The following is a 23,822-nucleotide window of genomic DNA, read 5'->3' as shown; positions in this document are numbered from 1 at the left end:
ATGGCCGAAACGCCCCAGTCCGCAGTGGACCGGTCCGCAGCGCCGCGGTCCGCGACCGAGTACGACTACGTCATCGTCGGCGGCGGCACCGCCGGATCGGTGATCGCCTCGCGCCTCACCGAGAACCCGGACGTCACCGTCGCCGTCATCGAGGGCGGTCCCAGCGACATCGACCGTGAGGACGTCCTCACGCTCCGCCGCTGGCTCGGCCTGCTCGGCGGCGACCTCGACTACGGCTACACCACCACGGAGCAGCCGCGCGGCAACTCCCACATCCTGCACAGCCGTGCCAAGGTGCTCGGCGGCTGCTCGTCGCACAACACCCTGATCTCCTTCAAGCCGCTGCCGTCCGACTGGGACGAGTGGGAGGAGGCCGGGGCCACCGGCTGGAACGCCAAGGCGATGGACCCCTACTTCGGCAAGCTGCGCAACAACATCGTGCGCGTCGCCAAGAAGGACCAGAACCAGATCGCCACCGACTGGGTCGAGGCGGTCAAGACCGCCCTCGGCGTCCCGGAGGTCGTCGGCTTCAACGACCAGCCGTTCGACGAGGGCGTCGGCTTCTTCGACCTCGCCTACCACCCGGAGAACAACAAGCGCTCCTCCGCGTCGGTCGCCTACCTCCACCCCCACATGGAGGCCGGCGACCGCCCGAACCTCCACCTGTTCCTGGAGACCTGGGCCACCAAGCTGGAGCTGGACGGCAAGACCGCGCGCGGCGTCCACGTGCGGATGAAGGACGGCGAGGAGTCGCTGCTCACCGCCCGCCGCGAGGTGCTGGTCTGCGCCGGCGCCGTCGACACGCCCCGGCTGCTCATGCACTCCGGCATCGGCCCGAGGAAGGACCTCGAAGCGCTCGGCATCCCCGTCGTGCACGACCTTCCGGGCGTCGGCGAGAACCTCATCGACCACCCGGAGTCGGTCATCGTCTGGGAGACCAACGGGCCGATCCCCGGCAACTCCGCGATGGACTCCGACGCCGGTCTGTTCGTGAAGCGGGACCCGGACCACAAGGGCCCGGACCTGATGTTCCACTTCTACCAGATCCCGTTCACGGACAACCCGGAGCGGCTTGGCTACGAACGCCCGGAGCACGGCGTGTCGATGACGCCGAACATCCCCAAGTCCCGCGCGCGCGGCCGCCTCTACCTGACGTCGGCGGACCCCGAGGTCAAGCCCGCCCTCGACTTCAAGTACTTCGAGGACGAAGGCGACTACGACGGTCGGACCCTCGTCGACGGCATCAAGCTGGCGCGCGAGGTCGCGCAGGCCGAGCCGTTCAAGAAGTGGCTCAAGCGCGAGGTCTTCCCCGGCCCCGAGGTCACCGACGACGCCGAGATCAGCGAGCTGGTGCGCAAGGCCGCCCACACCGTCTACCACCCGGCGGGGACCTGCCGAATGGGCGCTTCCCATGATGAACTCGCCGTGGTCGACCCGGAGTTGAAGATCCGGGGCATGGCAGGAATCCGTATCGCGGACGCATCCGTCTTCCCGACGATGCCCGCCGTGAACCCGATGATCGGAGTACTCATGGTCGGGGAGAAATGTGCCGAGATCCTTGGTGGTGACGGCCGATGAGCGAAGCCACCATGACGAACGAGACCGAGACCACGGCGCCCGCCGACGGGCCCGTGTTCGCCGTCAAGAACCTCTGGAAGGTCTTCGGCCCCCGCGCCGAACGCATACCGGACGACACCTCGCTGCACGGCCTGAGCCCCGCCGAACTGCGTGAGCGCACCGGCTGCACGGCCGCCGTGCGGGATGTGTCCTTCGAGGTCGGCAAGGGCGAGGTCTTCGTCGTCATGGGCCTGTCGGGCTCCGGCAAGTCCACCCTCGTACGCTGCCTGACCCGGCTCATCGAGCCGACCTCCGGCGCCATCGCCATCGACGGCGAGGACGTCCTCGCCATGGACAAGGCCCGCCTGCGCGAACTGCGCCGCCGCCGCGCCGCCATGGTCTTCCAGCACTTCGGCCTCCTGCCGCACCGCTCGGTCCTCGACAACGTCGCCTACGGCCTGGAGATCCAGGGCGTCGGCAAGGCCGAGCGCCGCGCCAAGGCCCTCGAAGTCGTCGAGAAGGTCGGCCTCGAAGGCCTCGAACAGCGCAAGCCGGGCCAGCTCTCCGGCGGCCAGCAGCAGCGCGTGGGCCTGGCCCGCGCCCTCGCCGTCGACCCCGAGGTCCTGCTCTTCGACGAGCCGTTCAGCGCACTCGACCCGCTGATCCGCCGCGACATGCAGGAAGAGGTCGTCCGCCTGCACCGTGAAGAGGGCCGCACGATGGTCTTCATCACCCACGACCTCAGCGAGGCACTCAAGCTCGGCGACCGCATCGCCCTGATGCGCGACGGCCGCGTCGTCCAGTGCGGCACGCCCGAGGAGATCGTCGGCTCCCCGGCCGACGACTACGTCCGTGACTTCGTACGCGATGTCGCCCGCGCCGACGTGATGAGCGTACGCAGCGCCATGCGCCCCGCCACCGGCGACGACGAGAGCCGCGGCGCGGCCCTCGCGCCCCACGCCAAGGTCTCCGAGGCCATCGAGGCCGTCGCCCGCTCCGGCTTCCCGGTGCGTGTGATGGACGGCAAGCGGTGCCTCGGCGTGGTGGACCACGCCGGGCTGCTCGCCGTCGTCGCCGGCACCGCGGTCCCCGCGCCGACGCCCCCGGCGCCGAGCGCCCCCGCGCCAACCGTCCCCGGCCAGGGCGAGGTGGTCGGGTGATGGCCACAGCCACCGCATCGAGTCCCGTACGGGACACCGGAATCGGCGCGCTCCTGCGCCACCGTGCCGTCGGCAAGCTCCTGCTGCTCGCCGTCGCCGCGGCGGCACTCGTCCTCTACGGTTCGATCCTCGACGCCAAGTGGGCCTCCGGCGCCTGGCCGGACGCGCTCACCGTCGACCTGACCGAGCCGCTGGGCAAGACGACCGACTGGATCATCGACAACCGCGACAACCACCCGCTGTTCGTCTACTTCCTCGGGCACATCAGCAACGCCATCGTGCTCTCCGTGCGCGGCGTCTACCTCGTGCTGCTCGCCGCCGGATGGGCCGGCGTGACCATCGGCGCCGGGCTCGTCGCCTGGCGCGTGGCGGGCGTCAGGCTCGCGGTCATGGCCTCCGCCGCGTTCGCCGTCTGCGGCCTGCTCGGCATGTGGGTGCCGACCATGCAGACGCTCGCCCTGATGATCGTGGCCGTCCTCGCCTCCGTGGTGATCGGCCTGCTGCTCGGCCTCGCGGGCGGACTGAACGACCGCTGCTTCCGCGTCCTGCGCCCGGTCCTCGACACCATGCAGGTGCTGCCCGCCTACGCCTACCTGCTGCCGTTCGCCCTCGTCTTCGGCATGGGCGTCCCCGCGGCCATCATCGCCACCGTCGTCTACGCCGCCCCGCCCATGGCCCGCCTCACCGCGCTCGGCCTGCGCGGCGCCGACAGCGGCGTGATGGAGGCGGTGACCTCGCTCGGCGCGACCGGGCGCCAGCGCCTGTTCTCCGCGCGCCTGCCGCTCGCCCGCAAGGAACTCCTGCTCGGCCTCAACCAGACGATCATGATGGCGCTCTCCATGGCCGTCATCGCCTCGGTGATCGGCGCGGGCGGCCTCGGCGACCGCGTCTACCAGGCGCTCTCCACCGTCGACGTCGGCCAGGCGCTCGCCGCCGGTATCCCGATCGTGCTGCTCGCCGTCGTCCTGGACCGGGTGACCGGCGCGGCCGGTGAGCGAGCCGGTGCGAACGCCGAGGACACCTCCCCGCTGCGCGGCGGACGCGGCTGGGCCGTCGCCGCCGCCGGGACGGTCCTCGCCGCGCTCGCCGCCCGCTTCGCGGACCGCGTGGACTGGCCGACCGGCTGGGTCGTCAACATCGCCCCCTCGGTGAACACCGCCAAGGAGTGGATGGTCGACCACATCTACACCGGCGTGCCCTTCGTCGGCGGCACCGCCGACTGGGCCGCGCACTTCACCGACTGGGTCCTCAACCCGGTCAGGGACGGCCTCCAGGGCCTGCCCTGGTGGTCGGTGCTGCTCGTCGTCGCCGCCCTCGCCTGGCTGATCGGCACCTGGCAGACGGCCCTCACCGCCGTCGCCGCGATGGGCGCGATCGGCGTGCTCGGCGTGTGGGACAAGTCCCTCGACACGCTCGCGCAGGTCCTCGCCGGTGTCGCGGTCACCCTCGTGCTCGGCTTCGCGATCGGCGTCGCGGCCTCCCGCAGCAAGCGGTTCGAGAGCCTGCTGCGCCCGGTGCTCGACGTCTTCCAGACGATGCCGCAGTTCGTCTACCTCATCCCGGTCGTCGCCCTCTTCGGCATCGGCCGCGCCCCCGCGGTCGCCGCGGCCGTCGTCTACGCGCTGCCCGCCGTCGTCCGCATCACCACCCAGGGCCTGAGCCAGGTCGACGCCGCCGCGATGGAGTCCTCGCGCTCCCTCGGCGCCACGAGCTGGCAGCAGCTGCGCCAGGTCCAGCTGCCGCTGGCCCGCCCCGCGCTCATGCTCGCCCTCAACCAGGGCGTCGTCCTGGTCCTCGCCGTCGTCGTCATCGGCGGTCTGGTCGGCGGTGGCGCCCTCGGCTACGACGTCGTCTTCGGCATCGCGCAGGGCGACCTGGCGACCGGCCTGGTGGCCGGTATCGCGATCGTCTGCCTCGGCCTGATGCTCGACCGCGTCACCCAGCCGACGGCACGCCGGGCGCACAGCGCCAAGAAGGGAGCGTGACATGCGAGTTCGTACGCGTGTCATGAGTGCCGTCACGGCCGGCGGCGCGCTCCTCGCGCTCTCCGGCTGCGGCGCCGCCGACATGAGCAAGCAGGCATCGCCGTACGCGAACGCCGCCGGGGCCAAGACGGTGACCCTCTCGGTCCAGTCCTGGGTCGGCGCGCAGGCGGACGTCGCCGTCGCCGAGTACCTGCTCAAGAACGAACTGGGCTACCGCGTCGACAAGGTCCAGATCGACGAGGTGCCCGCCTGGGACGCGCTCAGCCAGGGCCGCGTCGACGCGATCATGGAGGACTGGGGCCACCCGGACCAGGAGCAGCGGTACGTCAAGGAGAAGAAGACGATCGTCTCCGGCGGTGACATCGGCGTCACCGGGCACATCGGCTGGTACGTCCCGACGTACTTCGCCAAGAAGCACCCGGACGTCACGGACTGGAAGAACCTCAACAAGTACGCCGACCGGTTCCGCACCTCCGAGAGCGGCGGCAAGGGCCAGCTCATGGACGGCTCCCCGTCGTACGTGACGAACGACAAGGCGCTGGTGAAGAACCTGAACCTCGACTACGAGGTCGTCTTCGCCGGCTCCGAGGCGGCGCAGATCACCCAGATCGAGCAGTTCGCCAAGGAGAAGAAGCCGTTCCTCACCTACTGGTACAAGCCGCAGTGGCTGTTCGAGAAGGTGCCGATGACGGAGGTGAAGCTGCCCGCGTACAAGGAGGGCTGCGACGCCGACCCGGACAAGATCAAGTGCGCCTATCCGCACACGCCGCTCCAGAAGTACTTCAACGCGGACTTCGCCAAGAAGGGCGGCGACGCGGCGGAGTTCCTGAAGAACTTCAAGTGGTCGGAGGAGGACCAGAACGAGGTCTCCCTGATGATCGCGGACAAGAAGATGTCCCCCGAGGACGCGGCGAAGGCGTGGGTGGACAAGAACGAGTCGAAGTGGAAGGGCTGGCTGCCCGAGTAAGCCGCTCCTCCCGTTGTGGGCAGGCGTGCCGCAGGGCGGCACGGGTGGGCACAACGCACCGGTGCCGGGCGCCTTTTGAAGGGGCGCCCGGCACGGTTCAGACCAGCTCGTCGGCGATGTCCCGCAGCGCGCCCAGGCTCCGGTGGAGCAGGCCGGGGCCGAAGGTGATCCGGGTCGCACCGAGCTTCCCCAGCTCCTGAGGCGAGGGCCCGCCCGCCCCGGCCACCGCGTTGAGCGGCCCCTCGATGCCCGCCCGCAGCGCGGGAAGCGCCTCGGGCGGCGCCAGGATCGGGTAGACGCAGTCCGCCCCTGCCGCCACATAGAGGCGGGCCCGCTCGACCGCCGCCGCCACCTCCGGCACGCCCCGCAGGAACGTGTCCACGCGGGCGTTGACGAAGAGCCGGCTCCCCGCCGCGGCCCGCACCTCCGCGAGGAAAACGGCCTGCTCGGCGGGCTCCCTGAGCGCGCCGCCCCGGGAGTCCTCCAGGTTGCAGCCGACCGCGCCGGTCTCCAGGAGCCGTTCCACCAGCTCCTTCGCCGGGAGGCCGTAACCGCCCTCGACGTCCGCGCTCACCGGCACCGAGACCGACCGCACGATGCGCGCGATCGCCGCGAACATCTCCCCGGGCGGCACCTGCCCGTCCTCGTACCCGAGGGAGAGCGCGATCCCCGCGCTGGGCGTGGCGAGCGCGGGGCTGCCCGCCTCCTCGAAGACCCGGGCGCTCGCGGCGTCCCACGGTCCGGGCAGGATCAGCGGGTCGCCGGGAGCGCGGTCGTGGTGCAGGGCGCGCAGGGTGTCGACGGCGTTCACGAGAAGGTCCCCCCGGGTTCGATGCGACGGCTGACCATCAGCCGGTTCCAGCTGTTGATGACGGTGATCACGCCGAGCATATGAGCGAGTTCGGCTTCGCTGAAGTGCTGGGCGGCCTTCTCGTACACCTCGTCCGGTACGAAGCCGTCGGTGAGGACGGTGACGGCCTCGGTCAGCGCGAGGGCGGCGCGCTCGCGCTCGGTGAAGAGGTCCCCGGCCTCCTCCCAGGCGTTGAGGAGGGCGATGCGCTTGGCGCTCTCGCCGCCCTTGAGGGCGATCTCCACATGCATGTCGAGGCAGAACGCGCACGCGTTGATCTGCGAGGCCCTGATCATCACCAGCTCGGCGAGCACCGGATCGCCGAGCCCCTGCTTGGCGGCGGCGCTCAGCGCGGACATCGCGGCGCCGACGCGCTTGTCCAAGTGCGTGGTGCGAGTGCTCACTTGAGGTCTCCGGCCTTGTAGTGGCCCGGCACCTGGCGGGTCGAGACGCCGAAGCGGTTCCACGCGTTGATGACGGTGATCGCGGCGATCAGCTGGGTCAGCTCCGCCTCCTCGAAGTGCGCGGCGGCCCTCTCGTACACCTCGTCCGGCACGAAGCCGTCGGTGAGGACGGTGACCGCCTCGGTCAGCTCGATCGCGGCGACCTCCTTGGCCGTGTAGAAGTGCCGCGACTCCTCCCACGCGCTGAGCTGGACGATCCGCTCGACGCTCTCGCCCGCGGCGAGCGCGTCCTTGGTGTGCATGTCCAGGCAGAGGGCGCAGCGGTTGATCTGCGACGCGCGGATCTTGACCAGCTCGTAGATCACCGGGTCGAGACCCTTACGGGCCGCCGCGTCGAGTTTGATCATGGCTTTGAAGACCTCGGGGGCGTGCGTGGCCCAGGCGAGGCGGGGGGTGTGCTCGTGGACGTACTCCTTGGCGGAGGCGGTCTCCGACTTGTTCTCAGGGGTGGTCTCGTTCGTAGTCATGCTCTCGACCCTAGGGTCGGGGCAGCCCACCGGTATGGTCCATTTCCATGGCGGAATCCTGGGCCAATCTCGGCGTCGACCTGCATCTGGAGACGGGCGGCGACGCGTCCCGCGACGGCGTGCGCAAGGGCCTGACGGACGCCCTGCGCGCGGCGGTGCGCGGCGGGCGTCTCACCCCCGGCACCCGGCTGCCCTCGTCCCGCTCCCTCGCCGCCGACCTCGGCATCGCGCGCAACACCGTCGCCGACGCCTACGCCGACCTGGTCGCCGAGGGCTGGCTCACCGCCCGCCAGGGCTCGGGCACGCGGGTCGCCGAGCGGGTGATCACGCCGCCGGTACGGCCCGCGCCGACCCGCAGACCCGCGGGCGCGCCCACGTACGACCTGACACCCGGCAGGCCCGACCTGGCCGCCTTCCCGCGCGCCGAGTGGCTGAAGGCGGCCAGGCGCGCGCTGTCGGCGGCGCCCAACTCCGCGTTCGGGTACGGCGATCCGCGCGGCCGCGTCGAACTCCGCGAGGCCCTGGCCGGCTACCTCGCGCGGGCCCGCGGCGTGCACGCCGACCCCGACCGCGTGATCATCACCGCCGGGTTCGTGCACGGCCTGTCCCTCCTGGGCCGGGTGCTGCGGGCGCGCGGTCTGCGGGCGGCGGCCGTGGAGTCGTACGGCCTGGACATCCACTGGAACCTGCTGCACCGCGCGGGCCTGCGGACGAGCCCCCTCGACTTCGACGCCCTGGGCACCCGCACCGCGGGCCTCGGCGCGGGCGCCGCGAAGGCGGTGCTGCTCACGCCCGCACACCAGTTCCCGATGGGCGTACCGCTGCACCCCGACCGGCGCGCGGCGGCCGTCGACTGGGCGCGGCGCGAGGGGGGCCTGATCCTGGAGGACGACTACGACGGCGAGTTCCGCTACGACCGCCAGTCCGTCGGCGCGCTCCAGGGCCTCGACCCCGAGCGCGTGGTCTACCTCGGCACGGCCAGCAAATCCCTCGCACCCGGGCTGCGCCTCGGCTGGATGGTGGTGCCGTCGGGGCTGCGCGACGAGGTACTCGGCGAGAAGGAGGCGGCCGGGTGGTCCTGCGGCACGCTCGACCAGCTGACGCTCGCGGACTTCCTCACGTCGGGTGCGTACGACCGTCATGTGCGCGGCGCCCGCCTGCGCTACCGGCGCCGCCGCGACCAGCTCGTGGCGGCCCTCGCCGCACGTTCCCCCGAGACCCGCGCCACGGGCATCGCGGCCGGCCTCCACGCGGTACTCGAACTCCCGCCCGGCACCGAGCAGTCGGTCGTCCAGGCCGCCAACTGGGAACGCCTCGCGGTCCATGGCCTGGCCCGCTTCCGCCATCCGCTCGCGGGGACGCGGCAGCGGGACGCGCTGGTGGTCGGGTACGGGACGCCGCCGGAGCACGCGTGGACGGGGGCGCTGGAGGCACTGTGCCGGGTGCTTCCGTGACGCGATGCGCTTGCCCTCGCGGTCCTAAGCTTGTTCTTTATCTTCCGGCCTCGAACGGCGTCTCGAACTGAGTGGCTCACCTGGGGATTCGCCGGACGCGGGGACGGCCTTCGTCTGATCATGTGCTCCGACCAAGGTGCACATGACCACGACGAAGGCCGTGAGGGTGAGTCTGCTGTCTGATGCTGTCCGGGGGGAAGCGTTCGCGGAAGCGTCATGCTTCCGGGGCGAGTTCTACGAGTGTCTGACCGCGCGGCGCGACGAGTTGTTCGAGCTGGTGGACGCGGTGCTGTGCGCGGACGGGGCGGTGAAGTCTCCGGTGGACTTGACGCTGTTGCCCGAGCATCGTCGTGGGCACGGAGCGATGTACGGCGGTCTGAACCACGGACGGATTGACGTGGATCGGCTGCGGACGGTGCTGGCTGGCTTGCCGCTGCCGCGGTTCGACGGTGGACGCCTGGTCTTGGCGGTCGATGTGTCGCCGTGGCTTCGTTCGGACGCGCCGTGCTCGGCCGAGCGGCTGTTCTGCCACGTCTATGGCCGGGCGAAAACGGCCTCGCAGTTCATCCCGGGCTGGCCCTACTCCTTCGTGGCCGTGCTGGAGCCGGGAGCCACGTCCTGGACCGCCATCCTGGACGCGGTCCGGCTGGGGCCGGTGGACGACGCGACCGCGGTCACCGCAGCCCAACTGCGGGGAGTCGTTGAACGGCTCATCGCCGCAGGTCAGTGGCAGGCCGGGGACCCGGACATCGTGATCGTCAGCGATGCCGGCTACGACGTCACCCGCCTGGCCTGGGTCCTGCGCGATCTGCCGGCCGAGCTGGTCGGCCGGGTCCGCTCCGACCGCGTCATGCGACCTCCTCGGGTCTACGACCCAAAGGGCGGCCGGCCGCCCAAGCACGGCCCGGAATTCCGCTTCGCCAAGCCGGAGACCTGGCCCGAGCCCGCGATCACCACGGTCACCGACACCGCCAACTACGGCAAAGCCGAGACCCAGGCATGGGACCGGGTCCATCCAAGACTCACCCACCGCTCCTCATGGCTCGACCACGACGGCGAACTTCCCCTGATCGAGGGCACGTTGATACGGCTAAGGGTCGAGTATCTATCGAAGGAACGGACTGCCCCACCGGTGTGGTTATGGTCCTCCAAGACCAGCGCCACCCCAGACGATGTGGATCGTTTCTGGCAGGCATTTCTCCGCCGTTTCGATCTGGAGCACACCTTCCGCTTCGCGAAGCAGACCCTCGGCTGGACCACCCCGAAACTCCGTACGCCCGAAGCGGCGGACCGCTGGACCTGGATCCTGATCGTCGCTCATACCCAGCTCCGGCTCGCCCGGCCCCTCACCGCGGACCTTCGTCGGCCCTGGGAGAAACCCACCGCCTCGGACCGGCTCACCCCAGCCCGGGTCCGCCGGGGGTTCAGAAACATCCGCGCTCACCTCGCCTGCCCGACCCGTGTTCCCAAACCGCGGGGCGCTGGCCCTGGACGGCCACCCGGCGCCAAGAACAAACATCGGGCACCCCGCTACGACGTCGGCAAGACCGTCAAACGCCCCGGGACTCTTAAGGCCATCGGCAAGCCTGGAAGATGTTGGTAGACAAAAAGCAAGCTGAGCTTGTTCTTTATCTTCCGGCCTCGAACGGTGTCTCGAACTGGGTCGCTCACCTGGGGATTCGCCGGACGTGGGGGCGGCCTTCGTCTGATCCTGTGCTCCGACCAAGGTGCACGTGACCACGACGAAGGGTCGGGTAGCCGGGGCGCCTCCGCGTCCCGGCCCCTCAGAACCGAACGTGCGGCTTTCACCGCATCCGGCTCAAGCAAACCCCTCTAGGCTTCGATTGCACCTCGGGTCCTTTCCTTCCGGGAGTGCTGTGCCCCTGCCGCGTCCGCATGGACGAGACCGGCGCCCTGACCATCGACACCTTCACCCCACGCTGAGTGGGCGTTGTGCGGATCAGGACGGTCTCGCGCACCCGCGTCCCATACGGCTGCGGGAGACCCCCCAGAAGATCGCCTGGACTGTCGCCCTACGAGAGACGTCGTGAAGCCAGGCCCTGGTCATGAGCTGAGGGTACCGAGGTCCTGCACCCCGACGTTGACCAGAGCCAGAACGCTCTGGGCATTGACCTTGGCAGGACCGCCTAGGTCCGGCTTCATAAGGCTTTGAATGACCGGTGCGTCGGCGCCGCCGCACTGGTTGAGGGCGGAACCGACCGGGAGGCCAGCGAGGTTGCCGTTGCCAGCTCCCGTGCCATGGGTGGTCGCGCCGTCAGCGTGGGCGCCCGTGTTCTGGTTGGCACAGCTAGTGCCGAAGGCTGGCGACAGCAAGTCGCCGACGCCTCCGGCAGACGCAGGTACGGCGGTTGCCAGTGCCGTTCCTGCCGATACTGCTGCGAGCGTGAACGCTGTAACTGCTCTGTGCATGGTCATACCCGACGAACGATCACCGCTGCGGTGGGTCACTTCCAGGGATGACATCGAGGTTGGGAAGTTCTTTATCTTCCGACCACTCATGCGGCGCGGTGGTCGGAAGATAAAGAACAAGCTAAGGGCCTGCGCCCAAAGCCGTAACGGCCCTAGGCCACCGGACCGATCCATTCACGCGACACCCCCAACTACTGTCCCCACCATGACGAATACGACACCGACAACCAATGGTTCGACCGGCCGGGTCACCGTGCTCGGCCTGGGCGACATGGGCTCCGCGATCGCAAGGACCTTCGTGGATCACGGCTTTGCCACCACTGTCTGGAACAGAACCGCGTCCAAGAGCGCGCCGCTGGTCGACGCGGGGGCGACGGCGGCGGCGACGGCGGCGGAGGCGGTGGCGGCGAGCCCGCTCGTAGTGATCTGCCTGCTCGACGGCACGGCGGTGGACGAGGTCCTGGCGGCCGTGGAGGGAGCGGTCGCCGGAAAGGTCCTGGTGAACGTCACGAGCGGCTCTCCCGCGCAGGCACGGGCGAACGAGCGCTGGGCGCGCGAGCGCGGCGCGGAGTACATCGACGGCAAGGTCATGGGGGACCCGCCGGACGTGGGCAAGCCGCACGTCAGGTTCCCCTTCAGCGGCTCCCGCGAGGCGTACGAGGCCCATGAGCCGACGCTGCGGCTGCTCGGCGGCATCGCGTACCACGGGGAGGACGCCGGGGCCGCCGCCGTGGAGTTCATGGCCCAGGTCGCGATGGGCTTCGAGATGCTCATCGGTTTCCTGCACACGCTCAACCTGGTGCGGGCGGAGGGCGGCGACGTAACCGCGTTCACCGAACGCCTGACGGACTCCCTCTCCGGCTACGCCCCCTTGCTCACCATGATGGCCAACGCGATCAAGACCGGCGAGTACGGCCCGGACCTGGGCCCGCTGAACGTCCAGGCGGCCCTGATGGACGACTTGATAGGCCACCGGGAGTCGGTAGGGGTGGAGGCGGTAAGAATGCGAGAGGTAAAAACCCTGATGGACCACCGAATAGCAACAGGCCACGGCAACGAGGGCTTCTCCAGCCTGTTCGAGCTACTACCCAAGTAGAGCGCCCCCCGCGCCCCGCCAGGGGCGCGGAGAAGGGTCCGGGGTGCCAGGCGCCCCGATAGGGGCGCGGGGAACGGCGCGCCAAGCCACGACGATCCCGCAGGAAAGAAACCGGGCCGTGGGCGCCCCGTCAGGGGCGCGGGGAACTGCGCGCCCAGCCACAACGAACCCGCAGAGAAGCGCCAACTAGGCTAGCCACCGAACACACGCACCAACGGGGGAGTGGCAGAACAAATGGCGCAGGACCAGGCAGAGGCCCCCCAGGAACAGCCGCCAGCGACCTCGCCAGCGAAAACCCCCCGCCGCCTCCGCTCAAGCACCGTCCTGCTAGGCGGCATGGGTATACTCGCCGCCACCCTGACCTCCTGCGGCTCGGACCCGGACCGCCGCTGCGTGGACCGGGACAGCTACGACGGCTTCCTGGGCTACAGAATCATCGGCGACAAGAGCTGCAAGACGTTTACCGGCACCTCCCACGGCAAGGGCCGCAAGGCCAGCAACGGCTCCTACGGCACAGGCAGGACCCCCGACCGCACCACCGACCCCGCCTGGTACTACGACGCCGAGATAACCGGCCGCCACGCCGACAACGGCACGTTCAGCCGCAGCGAGGCAGTGGACCGCGACGGCTTCGGCTGCTCAAGCGGCAGCGGCGGCAACGGCGGCAGCCGCAGCGGCGGCGGCTGACCAGCCCCGGCACGAAAAGAGACGAGACGGCACGAGACGACCCGCACGCCATGGAACGCCGCACCCTCACCCCCCGCCCCAACTGGCAGCGAACCGTCGAGGACCAGGGCCTGATCTACCCCCTCACCCGCTACCCCGACAACACCCTGCGCCCCTACTGGGACGAGAGCGCCTACTACGTCTTCCCGCTCCCCGAGATCGAGGCACTGGAGGAGGTCGTCGAGGAACTGCACGCCATGTGCCTGGCCGCCGCCGCGCACATCGTCGAACACGACCGCCTCGCCGACCTCGGCCTCACGGACCCGCGCGTGGCGCACGCCGTCACCGAGGCCTGGCACCGCCGCGCCGAACTCCCCTCCCTCTACGGCAGGTTCGACCTGCGCCACGACGGCACGGGCCCGGCCAAGATGCTGGAGTACAACGCCGACACCCCCACCTCCCTCGTGGAGGCCGCGAGCCCCCAGTGGTTCTGGATGGAGGAGCGCTTCCCCGGCGCCGACCAGTGGAACTCCCTCCACGAACGCCTCGTCGCCGCCTGGAAGAGGCAGGCCCCCCTGCTGCCGCCCGGCGGCCCCCTCTACTTCGCCCACTCCGCCGCCGACGAACTCGGCGAGGACCTGATGACGGTCGCCTACCTGCGCGAGACCGCCGAACAGGCCGGCCTCCCCACCGCCTCCATCTCCATGGAGGACATCGGCTGGGACCGCCTCTCGCGCCGCTTCGTCGACAAGAGGCTCCGCTTCATACGCTCCTGCTTCAAGCTGTACCCATGGGAGTGGCTGACCACCGACCGCTTCGCGCCGCACGTCCTGGAGACCCTCGACAACGGCGGCGGCACCGGCTCCACCCTGTGGATCGAGCCCGCCTGGAAGATGCTCCTCTCCAACAAGGCCCTCCTCGCCATCCTCTGGGAGCTGTACCCGGGCCACCCGAACCTGCTCCCCGCCTACCTGGACGGCCCGCGTGAGCTGGCCAGGGAGCGCGGTTACGTCGCCAAGCCCCTCCTCGGCCGGGAAGGCGCCGGCGTCACGGTCCACGAACCGGGCGCCCCCGAGCCGGCCCCGCACCAAGAGCGTTGCTGCTACCAGGAGTTGGCGCCCCTGCCGGACTTCGACGGCAACCGCGTGGTCCTCGGCGCGTGGGTCGTCGAGGGCGAGGCGGCCGGGCTCGGTATCAGGGAGTCGTCCGGGCTGATCACGGACGAGTACGCACGGTTCGTCCCGCACGTGATTCTCTGAGGCCAGGGCATCGGCAGCCATCGGTGACGACGGGACCGTACCCCTCAATGCCCTTGGGTAGGCTGCCCGTTGAAACGCGCTGCCGCGTGCCGCCGCCCCACCGCCCAGGAGCCCGCCGTGCCCGAGTCCATGCCCGAGACCGCGTCCGACCTCAGCAGAGTCGACACCGCCCGGCCCCACACGGCCCGCATCTGGAACTACTGGCTCGGCGGCAAGGACAACTACGAGGTGGACCAGGAGGCGGGCGACCGCATCCGCGAACTCCACCCGGGCATCGGCGAGTACGCCCGCGCCGACCGCCTCTTCCTGGGCCGCGCGGTGCGTCACCTGGTGCAGGACGAAGGCATCCGGCAGTTCCTCGACGTGGGCACCGGCCTGCCCACCGCCGACAACACCCACGAGGTCGCCCAGCGCCTCGCCCCCGATTCCCGCATCGTCTACGTCGACAACGACCCGCTGGTGCTCGCCCACGCCCGCGCCCTGCTCACCAGCTCCCCCGAGGGCCGCACCGACTACCTCGACGCCGACATGCGCGACGTCGACACCATCCTCGAACACGCCGCCCGCACCCTCGACTTCAGCGAGCCGGTCGCCCTGATGCTGCTCGGCGTCGTCATCTTCATCGACGACGACACGGAGGCGTACACCACCGTGCGACGGCTCCTGGACGGCCTGCCCGCGGGCAGCCACCTCGTGCTCAGCCACACCGTCACCAGCCCGACGATGCCGGACGTGGACGCGGCCGTGGCGTTCTGGAACGAGCACGGGACACCGAAGCTCACCCAGCGCACCCCGGACCAAGTGGCCCGCTTCTTCGACGGGTTGCGGCTCCTCGAGCCCGGCGTCGTGTCGTGCAACCGCTGGCGGCCCGAGCACGCCGGAGCCGACGCGCCGCTCCCCGACGAGGTGGCGATGTTCGCGGGCGTGGGCCGCAAGTGAGGTGACGACGGGCCAAGCCTCGCGGTGCCGTACCGGGGACAGGGGCGCAGGGCCCCCGGTACGGCACCCGGCCGACCGCTAGCTCAGCACCGACCGCAGCTGATCAAGACCCCAGTCCAGATCCTCCTTGCTGATCACCAGCGGGGGAGCGATGCGGATCGTCGCCCCGTGCGTGTCCTTGACCAGCACCCCCCGGTCCATCAGCTTCTCCGAGACCTCCCGGCCCGTGCCGTGCGACGGGGCGATGTCGACGCCCGCCCACAGCCCGCGCCCACGCACCTGAGTCACCTTGCCCGTCCCCGTCAGCAGCCCCAGCTCGGCGTGGAGATGGTCGCCCAGCTCCGTGGCGCGCTCCTGGAACTCGCCCGTCGACAGCATGGCGATCACCTCAAGCGCCACGGCACAGGCGAGCGGATTGCCGCCGAACGTCGACCCGTGCTCACCCGGCCCGAACACCCCGAGCACATCGGCGTCCGCGACCACCGCCGACACCGGCACGACCCCGCCGCCGAGCGCCTTGCCCAGTACGTACACATCCGGCACCACGCCCTCGTGCTCACACGCGAACGTACGTCCCGTCCGGCCGAGCCCCGACTGGATCTCGTCCGCCATGAAGAGCACCCCGCGCTCCCGGGTCAGCTCCCTGACCCCCGCCAGATACCCGGCGGGCGGCACGAGCACCCCGGCCTCGCCCTGGATCGGTTCGAGCAGCACCGCCACGGTGTCGTCGGTGACCGCGGCCCGCAGCGCCGCCAGGTCCCCGTACGGCACGATGTCGAAGCCCGGCGTGTACGGCCCGTAATCCGCCCGCGCCTCCGCGTCCGTGGAGAAGCTGATGATGGTCGTGGTCCGGCCGTGGAAGTTGTCGGCGGCCACCACGATCCTCGCCCGTCCGTCCGGCACGCCCTTGACCTTGTACCCCCACTTCCGCGCGGTCTTCACCGCCGTCTCGACGGCCTCCGCGCCCGTGTTCATCGGCAGCACCATCTCCTTGCCGCACAGCTCGGCAAGGCGCGTGCAGAATTCGGCGAACCGGTCGTGGTGGAAGGCCCGCGAGGTCAGCGTGACGCGGTCCAGCTGGGCCTTGGCCGCGTCGACCAGCCTGCGGTTGCCGTGCCCGAAGTTGAGCGCCGAGTACCCGGCGAGCATGTCGAGGTAGCGGCGCCCCTCGACATCGGTCATCCACGCGCCCTCGGCGGAGGCGACCACGATGGGCAGCGGATGGTAGTTGTGCGCGCTGTGCGCCTCGGCCGACGCGATGTACTGCTCGCTGGCCGTGCGGGGAGATGGCGTACTCGACACGGGGTCTCCGTTCGTCCTGCGGCGTGGGCGATGGTGGGCCGGTGGGCCAATCTCTATCGTCGCTCGCATCGCGGACGAAGAAACCTGACACAACGGCGTGCCCGCTATGGTGGCCCCAACAGCACGGCGACTGGCGCACGGGGAACCGACCCCGAGGAAGCCGTGCGAAGGCAGAACCTTCGAGGTGCCGCCCGCCTGGGCACCCCGGGACCACGACCGGACACACACCGCTCGCCCCGGAGGACGCCATGACTTCCCCCTCTTCTTCTCCTTCCCCTCAGCACCACCCCGCCCTCGCCGCCGAGGACCCGGAACTCGCCGCCCTCGTCGGCGCCGAGGAACAGCTCCAGGCCGACACCCTGCGGCTGATCCCCAGCGAGAACTACGTCTCCTCCGCCGTCCTCGAAGCCTCCGGCACCGTCCTCCAGAACAAGTACAGCGAGGGCTACCCGGGCCGCCGCTACTACGAGGGCCAGCAGAACATCGACCCCGTCGAGCGCCTGGCCGTCGCCCGCGCCAAGGCCCTCTTCGGCGTCGAGCACGCCAACGTCCAGCCCTACTCCGGCTCCCCGGCCAACCTCGCCGTCTACCTCGCCTTCGCCGAGCCCGGCGACACCGTGATGGGCATGGCCCTGCCCATGGGCGGCCACCTCACCCACGGCTGGGGCGTCTCCGCCACCGGCAAGTGGTTCCGCGGCGTGCAGTACGGCGTACGCCGGGACACCGGGCTCATCGACCTCGACGAGGTCCGCGACCTCGCCCTCAAGGAGCGCCCCAAGCTGATCTTCTGCGGCGGCACCGCCCTGCCCCGCACCATCGACTTCGCGGGCTTCGCCGAGATCGCCCGCGAGGCCGGCGCCGTCCTGGTCGCCGACATCGCGCACATCGCCGGACTGATCGCGGGCGGCGCCCACCCCTCACCGGTGCCGCACGCCGATGTGATCTCCACGACCACCCACAAGACCCTGCGCGGCCCGCGCGGCGCCATGCTCATGTCCCGCGAGGAGCACGCCAAGGCCATCGACAAGGCGGTCTTCCCCGGCCTCCAGGGCGGCCCGCACAACCAGACCACCGCAGCCATCGCCGTCGCCCTCCACGAAGCCTCCCGGCCCTCCTTCCGCGACTACGCCCACGCGGTCGTCGCCAACGCCAGGGCCCTCGCCGACGCCCTGCTCGCCCGCGGCTTCGACCTGGTCTCCGGCGGCACCGACAACCATCTGATCCTGATGGACCTCACCCCCAAGGACGTACCGGGCAAGATCGCCGCCAAGGCCCTGGACCGCGCCGGGATCGTCGTCAACCACAACACCGTGCCCTTCGACCCGAGGAAGCCCTTCGACCCCTCGGGCGTGCGCATCGGCACCCCCTCCCTCACCTCCCGGGGCCTCGGCACCGAGCACATGGCGGCCGTCGCCGACTGGATCGACCGCGGTGTCGCCGCCGCGCGCACCGGGGACGAGGGTGCCCTGACGAAGATCAGGGCCGAGGTCGCCGACCTGATGTCCGCCCACCCGGCCCCCGGCCTGCCGACGGACCGCAAGCCTGTTTCCGAGCTATGAGAGTCACCTGAGAGAATGGGGCGCATGGCCTCTGAACGACCTCGTGTGCTCTCCGGAATCCAGCCCACCGCCGGCTCGTTCCACCTCGGCAACTACCTCGGCGCGGTCCGCCAGTGGGTGGCCCTGCAGGAATCCCACGACGCCTTCTACATGGTGGTCGACCTGCACGCGATCACGGTCCCGCAGGACCCCGCCGAGCTGCGCGCCAACACCCGGCTCGCCGCGGCCCAGCTGCTCGCCGCCGGTCTCGACCCGGAGCGCTGCACACTCTTCGTCCAGAGCCATGTCCCCGAGCACGCCCAGCTCGGCTGGGTCATGAACTGCCTCACCGGCTTCGGCGAGGCCTCCCGCATGACGCAGTTCAAGGACAAGTCCGCCAAGCAGGGCGCCGAACGCGCCTCGGTCGGCCTCTTCACGTACCCGGTCCTCCAGGTCGCGGACATCCTGCTCTACCAGGCGAACGAGGTGCCGGTCGGCGAGGACCAGCGCCAGCACATCGAGCTGACCCGTGACCTCGCCGAGCGCTTCAACGGCCGCTTCGGCCAGACGTTCACGGTCCCCTCGGCGTACATCCTCAAGGAGACGGCGAAGATCTACGACCTTCAGGACCCGTCGATCAAGATGAGCAAGTCGGCGTCGACGCCGAAGGGCCTGATCAACCTCCTCGACGAGCCGAAGGCCACCGCCAAGAAGGTCAAGAGCGCCGTCACCGACACCGACACGGTGGTCCGCTACGACCTGGCCGGGAAGCCGGGCATCAGCAACCTCCTCAGCATCTACTCCACGCTCACCGGCACCGGTATCGCGGAACTGGAGCAGAAGTACGCCGGCAGGGGCTACGGTGCGCTGAAGACCGACCTCGCCGAGGTCATGGTCGAGTTCGTGACCCCGTTCCGGGACCGCACCCAGGAGTACCTGGACGACCCGGAGACGCTCGACTCGATCCTGGCCAAGGGCGCGGAGAAGGCCCGTGCCGTCGCCGCCGAGACCCTCGCGCAGGCGTACGACAAGGTGGGCTTCCTGCCCGCCAAGCACTGAGCAGCGCCCCCACCGCCCACCGGCACGACGAACCGACACGACGACAGGAGTACGACGTGGGGACCGTAACGATCGGCGTCTCGATCGCGGTCCCGGAGCCTCACGGCAGCCTGCTCCAGGAGCGGCGCGCGGGCTTCGGTGACCCCGCGGCGCACGGCATCCCCACGCACGTGACCCTGCTGCCTCCCACCGAGGTGGAGGCGTCCGCGCTGCCCGCAGTGGAGGCGCATCTCCTCACGGTCGCGGCGGCCGGCCGCCCCTTCCCGATGCGCCTGTCGGGGACCGGCACCTTCCGTCCCCTGTCGCCCGTCGTCTACGTGCAGGTGGTGGAGGGCGCCGCCGCCTGCTCCTGGCTCCAGGAGCGGGTGCGGGACGCGTCGGGGCCGATAGCACGCGAACTGCAGTTCCCCTATCACCCGCATGTCACGGTGGCGCACGGCATCGCCGAAGAGGCCATGGACCAGGCGTTCGAGGAACTCTCCGAGTACGAGGCCCAGTGGTCCTGCACCGGCTTCGCGCTCTACGAGCAGGGTTCCGACGGCGTCTGGCGCAAGCTGCGCGAGTTCGCCTTCGGCGGCCGAGGCCCCGTGGTGCCCCCTCAGACGCCGTCCTCGGAGGCCCGGGGTACGCTGCCCGCTCGCTGACCGGGGCAGCCCTCCGGTCGACCGTGCTGGGGGGACCATGCGCAGATCAGCGGCGGCCGTCGCCGTGCTAGCCGTCGTGGCGGCGGGCTGCGGGGCGCAGGAACGCGACGGGGGCGGCGGTAAGCCGGACGCGCCGGACAAGCCGCGCGCGGCGGGGCTCTCCTGGGCGTACGAGCGTATCGACGAGGTGGACGGCGAGCTGATCGACGGCGCCGTCATGGCGCCGGACGACATCTGGGCCGTCGGCAGCGACGGTGCCGGCACGGACGGGCGGTTCGCGCGCGGGCACCTGCTGCACTTCGACGGCGAGAAGTGGTCCCGGAAGCCGATGCCGGTCGAGGGCGACCCCGCCCTCTCGCGGCTGGAGTCCCTGGGGTCGGCGGGCATCCGGCTGAGCACCGTGGAGGGGACCTCCTCGGCCCGGGGGAAGCCGCGTCACGCCCTGTGGGACGGCACCCGCTGGGGTCCCGTGAAGAACGCCCCGGCCGGACCGCTCACCCACGTCGAGGTCATCGCCCCCGACGACGTGTGGGTGCTCCAGGGCGACGGGAAGGTCACGCACTGGGACGGCCGCCGCTGGACGGTGACGCCGATGCCCGCGAAGAGGATCGTCGCCCTCGCCGGTTCGGCGCCGGACGACGTGTGGGCGGTCGGCTCCCGCACGACGGGGCCGGGCATCGGCGGCGCGGGAGGCCAGGTGTCACAGCCCGCCGCGATGCGGTACGACGGCGAGAAGTGGACGCTCACCAAGACACCGACGATGCGTTTCCCGGCCCCCGTGCCACCCGAGCCCTTCGCGGGTTTCACGGAGATCGACGTCGCCTCCAAGACGTACGCCCTTGCCGTCGGCCAGCACTCCTTCAAGGGGTACGACGCCGAGGAGAACCCCGACCCGCGGCCCTCGTCCTTCGCTCTGCGCTGGAACGGCTCCCGCTGGACGGAGGCCGAGCCGTTCCCCGGCGCGTGCGCGTACCGGCGCCCGGTGACCCGGGACGGCGACGGCGGCTTCTTCATGGACGGCAACTGGCACCTGGCCGCCGACGGCGCCTGCACCAAGATCGGGAAGCCTCGGCTGCCCGCCACCGGAGGCGTGCGCCCGGAGTCGGAGCAGCAGCTCTGGCTCAAGCGGATCGTCCCGGTGCCCGGCACGGACAAGGTGATCGGCTTTGGCACCGTCGACGTGCTCCAGAGCGGGCCGCCCGCGTCGAAGGCGGTCGTCGTCACCCTCAAGCGCTGAGCGCTCAGCGCTTGAGGCCCCGAGCGGCGCTCAGACCGGCAGGCGCCGGAACAGCGGCCTCGGGACGTGCCGCAGCGCCGACATGACCATCCGCAGCGCCCCGGGCACCCACACCGTCTCCGAGCGGCGCCGCAGACCGGTCTCGATGGCCTCCGCCACCGCCTCCGGAGTGGTCGCCATGGGCGCCTCCTCCAGGCCGACCGTCATCTTGGTGCGTACGAAGCCGGGGCGGACCACCATCACATGCACCCCGGTGCCGTACAGCGCGTCCCCGAGGCCCTGGGCGAACGCGTCGAGGCCCGCCTTGCTGGAGCCGTAGATGAAGTTGGCGCGGCGGGCCCGCTCGCCCGCCACGGAGGAGAGCACCACCAGGGAGCCGTGCCCCTGGGACTGCAGCGCCCGCGCGCAGACCAGGCCCGCGGAGACCGCCCCGGTGTAGTTGGTCTGGGCGACGCACACCGCGGCGAGGGGTTCGTCCTCGTCGCGTGCCTGGTCGCCGAGGACGCCGAAGGCGAGCAGCACCATGTCGATGTCGCCCTCGGCGAAGACCTTGCCGAGGTTCTCCTCGTGGGACTCGGGGTCGAGCGCGTCAAAGGCGACGGTGCGCACGTCCGCCCCCAGGTCGCGCAGCCCGGACGCGGCCTTCTCCAGGGCGGGTGAGAGGCGGCCCGCCAGCCACACCGTGCGGGTGCGGCGGGCGACGAGGCGCCGCGCGGTGGCGAGGCCGATCTCGGAGGTGCCGCCGAGGACGAGCAGGGACTGGGGGGTGCCGAAGGCGTCTTTCATGAGTACCGGTCTCCTAGAGGGCGAGGCGGCGGGAGAGGTCCGAGCGGAACACCCCGCACGGGTCGAGATCGGCCCGCAGGGCGCGGAAGTCGCCGAGCCGTGGATACATCGCGGCGAGCATCTCGGGCCGCAGCCGTGAGTCCTTGGCGAGGTAGACGCGCCCGTCGGCGGCGGCCACCTCCTCGTCGAGTTCGTCGAGGAAGGCGCCGAGCCCCGGCAGGTTGGCGGGGATGTCGAGGGCGAGCGTCCAGCCGGGCATCGGGAAGGAGAGCCAGCCCGGGTCGCCCTGCCCGAAGCGCTTAAGGACGGCGAGGAAGGACGGGCAGCCGCGCTCCGAGATGCGCCGCACGACGCGGCGCAGGGCCTCCTCCTTGCCGTACCCGACGACGAATTGGTACTGCACGAAACCGCTGCGGCCGTAGACGCGGTTCCAGTGCGGGACGCCGTCGAGGGGGTGGAAGAAGGCGGAGATCTTCTGCAGCTCGCCGGTGCGGGAGCGGGGCGCCTTGCGGTACCAGACTTCGTTGAACAGGCCCACCGAGGCCTTGCCGAGCAGCCCCTCCGGTACGAAGGAGGGGGCGGCGGGGAACTGTCCGGGGCGGAACGCGAGCGGGGCCCTGCGCGCGCGTGCCCGAGCCGGAAGCGCGTCCAGGGGGGCGTGGTCGCCGCGGGTGAGGACCGAGCGGCCCATGGCCGTGCCGCGCGCCAGGAGGTCGATCCAGGCGACCGAGTAGCGGTAGCGGTGGTCGGTGGCGGTGAGGCGGGCCATCAAGTCGTCGAGGTCCGCGGCGCGTTCCGTGTCGACGGTCATCAAGGAGGTCTCGACCGGCTGGAGTTGCACGGTCGCCGACAGGATGACGCCGGTCAGGCCCATGCCGCCCGCCGTGGCGTCGAAGAGCGGGGTGCCGGGCGTGACGGTGTGGACCGTGCCGTCGGCCGTGAGCACGTCCATCGAGAGGACGTGGCGGGAGAACGACCCCGACACGTGGTGGTTCTTGCCGTGGATGTCGGCGCCGATCGCCCCGCCGACCGTCACATAGCGCGTCCCCGGTGTCACCGGCACGAACCAGCCGAGGGGGAGCAGGACTTCCATCAGGCGGTGCAGCGAGACCCCGGAGTCGCACACGACCGTGCCCGCGTCGGCGTCGATGACCCGCACCCGGTCCAGGCCCGTCATGTCGAAGACGGCACCGCCCGCGTTCTGCGCCGCGTCGCCGTAGGCCCGGCCGAGCCCCCGCGCGATGCCGCCCCGCTCGCCGCAGTCGCGTACGGCGGCGGCGGCCTCCTCCGGGGTGCGGGGTCTCACCAGCCGGGCGGTGGTCGGGGCCGTGCGGCCCCAGCCGGAGACGGACACGGCTTCGGAAGGGGGCAGTGCGGGGGATTCGGCAGGCATGTCACCGACCGTAACGCCCTGTTAGGGGTAGTTCGCCATAAATCATCCGTACTCTCACCGAAATGGGTGATTAAGGGAGTGTCATCACAAGATTGCCGGAATTATTTGAGGGTTGGCCCCAAGAGTCGAGGTGTCCGGTTCCCGGCGAAAAAGGGGTCACATGTACGACGTGGACCACAGGTTGCTGTCGGCCCTGCGCGACTGCGGCACCGACCCGCGCGTGGCGAGCGCCGCGCGCGCCCTCTCCTGGAGCGGCGAACACGGCGCGCTCTGGATCGCCGCGGGCCTCGTGGGCGCCGCCGCCGACCGCGAGCGGCGCGGCGCCTGGCTGCGCGGCACCGCGCTCACCGCCGCCGCCACCGTCGCGTACGGCGCGCTGCGCCCCGCCGGCGCCCGTCTCGTGCCGCCGCTGGCCGCCGCGATGTGCGTCTCCCGGCTGGTCGTCGGCGTCCACTACCCCTCGGACGTGGCCGCAGGCGCGGCGCTCGGCGCGCTCACCGCGCGCGTGGGAGCCGCCTGGATGAACGGGAGCCGCAGCGATGCCTGAACGTATCTCCACCGTCCTCGAC

The 23,822-nt window shown here is 70.9% G+C and carries 21 protein-coding genes and 1 riboswitch; of the genes, 15 read left to right on the top strand and 6 right to left on the bottom strand.

The annotated features are described in order from the left end of the window. From GKQ77_RS05050 to GKQ77_RS05035, 4 genes are read left to right on the top strand one after another with little or no spacing between them, the layout of a single operon-like run. On the top strand, window positions 1-1,578 hold the full coding sequence (locus tag GKQ77_RS05050; protein ID WP_219687492.1) for a GMC family oxidoreductase: 1,578 nt from the start codon (window positions 1-3) through the stop codon (window positions 1,576-1,578). Beyond that, window positions 1,575-2,717, top strand: coding sequence for a quaternary amine ABC transporter ATP-binding protein (locus GKQ77_RS05045; protein ID WP_219687491.1), 1,143 nt, complete (start codon window positions 1,575-1,577; stop codon window positions 2,715-2,717). The genes GKQ77_RS05050 and GKQ77_RS05045 overlap by 4 nt, the downstream gene beginning before the upstream one ends. Next, window positions 2,717-4,702 (top strand): ABC transporter permease, encoded by a 1,986-nt coding sequence (locus GKQ77_RS05040; protein WP_219687490.1) that lies wholly within the window; start codon window positions 2,717-2,719, stop codon window positions 4,700-4,702. The genes GKQ77_RS05045 and GKQ77_RS05040 overlap by 1 nt, the downstream gene beginning before the upstream one ends. A gap of 1 nt (window position 4,703) precedes the next feature. Continuing rightward, a complete protein-coding gene (locus GKQ77_RS05035; RefSeq protein ID WP_219687489.1) occupies window positions 4,704-5,669 on the top strand; it encodes an ABC transporter substrate-binding protein in 966 nt (321 codons plus the stop codon). Between the two features lie 97 nt (window positions 5,670-5,766). Here the strand turns inward: GKQ77_RS05035 and GKQ77_RS05030 are convergent, their stop codons facing one another. From GKQ77_RS05030 to GKQ77_RS05020, 3 genes are read right to left on the bottom strand one after another with little or no spacing between them, the layout of a single operon-like run. Continuing rightward, the gene (locus GKQ77_RS05030) at window positions 5,767-6,480 is read right to left on the bottom strand and encodes an isocitrate lyase/PEP mutase family protein (RefSeq protein WP_219687488.1); all 714 of its coding nucleotides are present in this window, start codon (window positions 6,478-6,480) and stop codon (window positions 5,767-5,769) included. Next, window positions 6,477-6,878: a carboxymuconolactone decarboxylase family protein gene (locus tag GKQ77_RS05025; protein WP_219687499.1), complete on the bottom strand. Its 402-nt coding sequence runs from the start codon at window positions 6,876-6,878 to the stop codon at window positions 6,477-6,479. The genes GKQ77_RS05030 and GKQ77_RS05025 overlap by 4 nt, the downstream gene beginning before the upstream one ends. Window positions 6,879-6,919: 41 nt before the next feature. Next, window positions 6,920-7,450, bottom strand: a complete 531-nt coding sequence (locus GKQ77_RS05020; protein WP_219687487.1) for a carboxymuconolactone decarboxylase family protein — start codon at window positions 7,448-7,450, stop codon at window positions 6,920-6,922. Window positions 7,451-7,497: 47 nt separating this feature from the next. Here GKQ77_RS05020 and pdxR point away from each other — a divergent pair, with 47 nt between their 5' ends. The 6 genes from pdxR (at window position 7,498) to GKQ77_RS04990 (ending at window position 15,294) form a co-directional block, all read left to right on the top strand. Beyond that, a complete protein-coding gene (gene pdxR, locus GKQ77_RS05015) occupies window positions 7,498-8,904 on the top strand; it encodes a MocR-like pyridoxine biosynthesis transcription factor PdxR (RefSeq protein ID WP_219687486.1) in 1,407 nt (468 codons plus the stop codon). A gap of 142 nt (window positions 8,905-9,046) precedes the next feature. Next, entirely contained in the window at window positions 9,047-10,507 is a 1,461-nt protein-coding gene (locus tag GKQ77_RS05010) for an NF041680 family putative transposase (protein WP_219687485.1), read from the top strand. Window positions 10,508-11,539: 1,032 nt separating this feature from the next. Continuing rightward, window positions 11,540-12,430 (top strand): NAD(P)-dependent oxidoreductase, encoded by an 891-nt coding sequence (locus tag GKQ77_RS05005; protein WP_219687484.1) that lies wholly within the window; start codon window positions 11,540-11,542, stop codon window positions 12,428-12,430. Window positions 12,431-12,766: 336 nt separating this feature from the next. Continuing rightward, window positions 12,767-13,117 (top strand): hypothetical protein, encoded by a 351-nt coding sequence (locus tag GKQ77_RS05000; RefSeq protein ID WP_219687483.1) that lies wholly within the window; start codon window positions 12,767-12,769, stop codon window positions 13,115-13,117. A gap of 50 nt (window positions 13,118-13,167) precedes the next feature. After that, window positions 13,168-14,355: a glutathionylspermidine synthase family protein gene (locus GKQ77_RS04995; protein WP_219687482.1), complete on the top strand. Its 1,188-nt coding sequence runs from the start codon at window positions 13,168-13,170 to the stop codon at window positions 14,353-14,355. A 129-nt stretch (window positions 14,356-14,484) separates the two neighbouring features. Next, complete coding sequence (locus tag GKQ77_RS04990) at window positions 14,485-15,294, top strand: SAM-dependent methyltransferase (RefSeq protein WP_219687498.1); 810 nt, start codon at window positions 14,485-14,487, stop codon at window positions 15,292-15,294. Between the two features lie 78 nt (window positions 15,295-15,372). On the opposite strand, the gene rocD is transcribed toward GKQ77_RS04990, so the two are convergent. Next, window positions 15,373-16,665 carry an ornithine--oxo-acid transaminase gene (gene rocD / locus GKQ77_RS04985; protein ID WP_258020855.1) on the bottom strand — a complete coding sequence of 431 codons (1,293 nt, stop codon included), beginning with the start codon at window positions 16,663-16,665 and terminating at the stop codon, window positions 15,373-15,375. Between the two features lie 47 nt (window positions 16,666-16,712). Continuing rightward, window positions 16,713-16,804: riboswitch (ZMP/ZTP riboswitch) on the top strand. Window positions 16,805-16,844: 40 nt separating this feature from the next. On the opposite strand from rocD, the gene glyA reads away from it, so the two are divergent. Genes glyA through GKQ77_RS04965 form a run of 4 tightly spaced genes read left to right on the top strand, consistent with a single transcriptional unit; the run spans window position 16,845 to window position 21,074 of the window. After that, a complete protein-coding gene (gene glyA / locus GKQ77_RS04980; protein WP_219687481.1) occupies window positions 16,845-18,155 on the top strand; it encodes a serine hydroxymethyltransferase in 1,311 nt (436 codons plus the stop codon). Window positions 18,156-18,179: 24 nt separating this feature from the next. Further along, entirely contained in the window at window positions 18,180-19,193 is a 1,014-nt protein-coding gene (gene trpS, locus GKQ77_RS04975; RefSeq protein WP_219687480.1) for a tryptophan--tRNA ligase, read from the top strand. A 56-nt stretch (window positions 19,194-19,249) separates the two neighbouring features. Next, complete coding sequence (locus GKQ77_RS04970) at window positions 19,250-19,837, top strand: 2'-5' RNA ligase family protein (RefSeq protein WP_219687479.1); 588 nt, start codon at window positions 19,250-19,252, stop codon at window positions 19,835-19,837. A gap of 37 nt (window positions 19,838-19,874) precedes the next feature. Then, entirely contained in the window at window positions 19,875-21,074 is a 1,200-nt protein-coding gene (locus tag GKQ77_RS04965; protein WP_219687478.1) for a hypothetical protein, read from the top strand. 30 nt (window positions 21,075-21,104) lie between these two features. Here GKQ77_RS04965 and dprE2 read toward each other — a convergent pair whose 3' ends face one another. Both dprE2 and dprE1 read right to left on the bottom strand, forming a co-directional pair. Further along, a complete protein-coding gene (gene dprE2, locus GKQ77_RS04960; protein ID WP_219687477.1) occupies window positions 21,105-21,860 on the bottom strand; it encodes a decaprenylphospho-beta-D-erythro-pentofuranosid-2-ulose 2-reductase in 756 nt (251 codons plus the stop codon). 13 nt (window positions 21,861-21,873) lie between these two features. Continuing rightward, window positions 21,874-23,253 carry a decaprenylphosphoryl-beta-D-ribose oxidase gene (dprE1, locus tag GKQ77_RS04955; RefSeq protein ID WP_219687476.1) on the bottom strand — a complete coding sequence of 460 codons (1,380 nt, stop codon included), beginning with the start codon at window positions 23,251-23,253 and terminating at the stop codon, window positions 21,874-21,876. Window positions 23,254-23,413: 160 nt separating this feature from the next. Between dprE1 and GKQ77_RS04950 the strand changes: the two genes are divergently transcribed. Beyond that, window positions 23,414-23,800: a phosphatase PAP2 family protein gene (locus GKQ77_RS04950; protein WP_219687475.1), complete on the top strand. Its 387-nt coding sequence runs from the start codon at window positions 23,414-23,416 to the stop codon at window positions 23,798-23,800. Window positions 23,801-23,822: the final 22 nt, after the last annotated feature.

The sequence above is a fragment of the Streptomyces anatolicus genome, from assembly GCF_019400875.1.
In the GTDB taxonomy this organism is placed as follows: domain Bacteria; phylum Actinomycetota; class Actinomycetes; order Streptomycetales; family Streptomycetaceae; genus Streptomyces; species Streptomyces anatolicus.
This window is presented reverse-complemented; position numbering and strand designations above follow the sequence as displayed.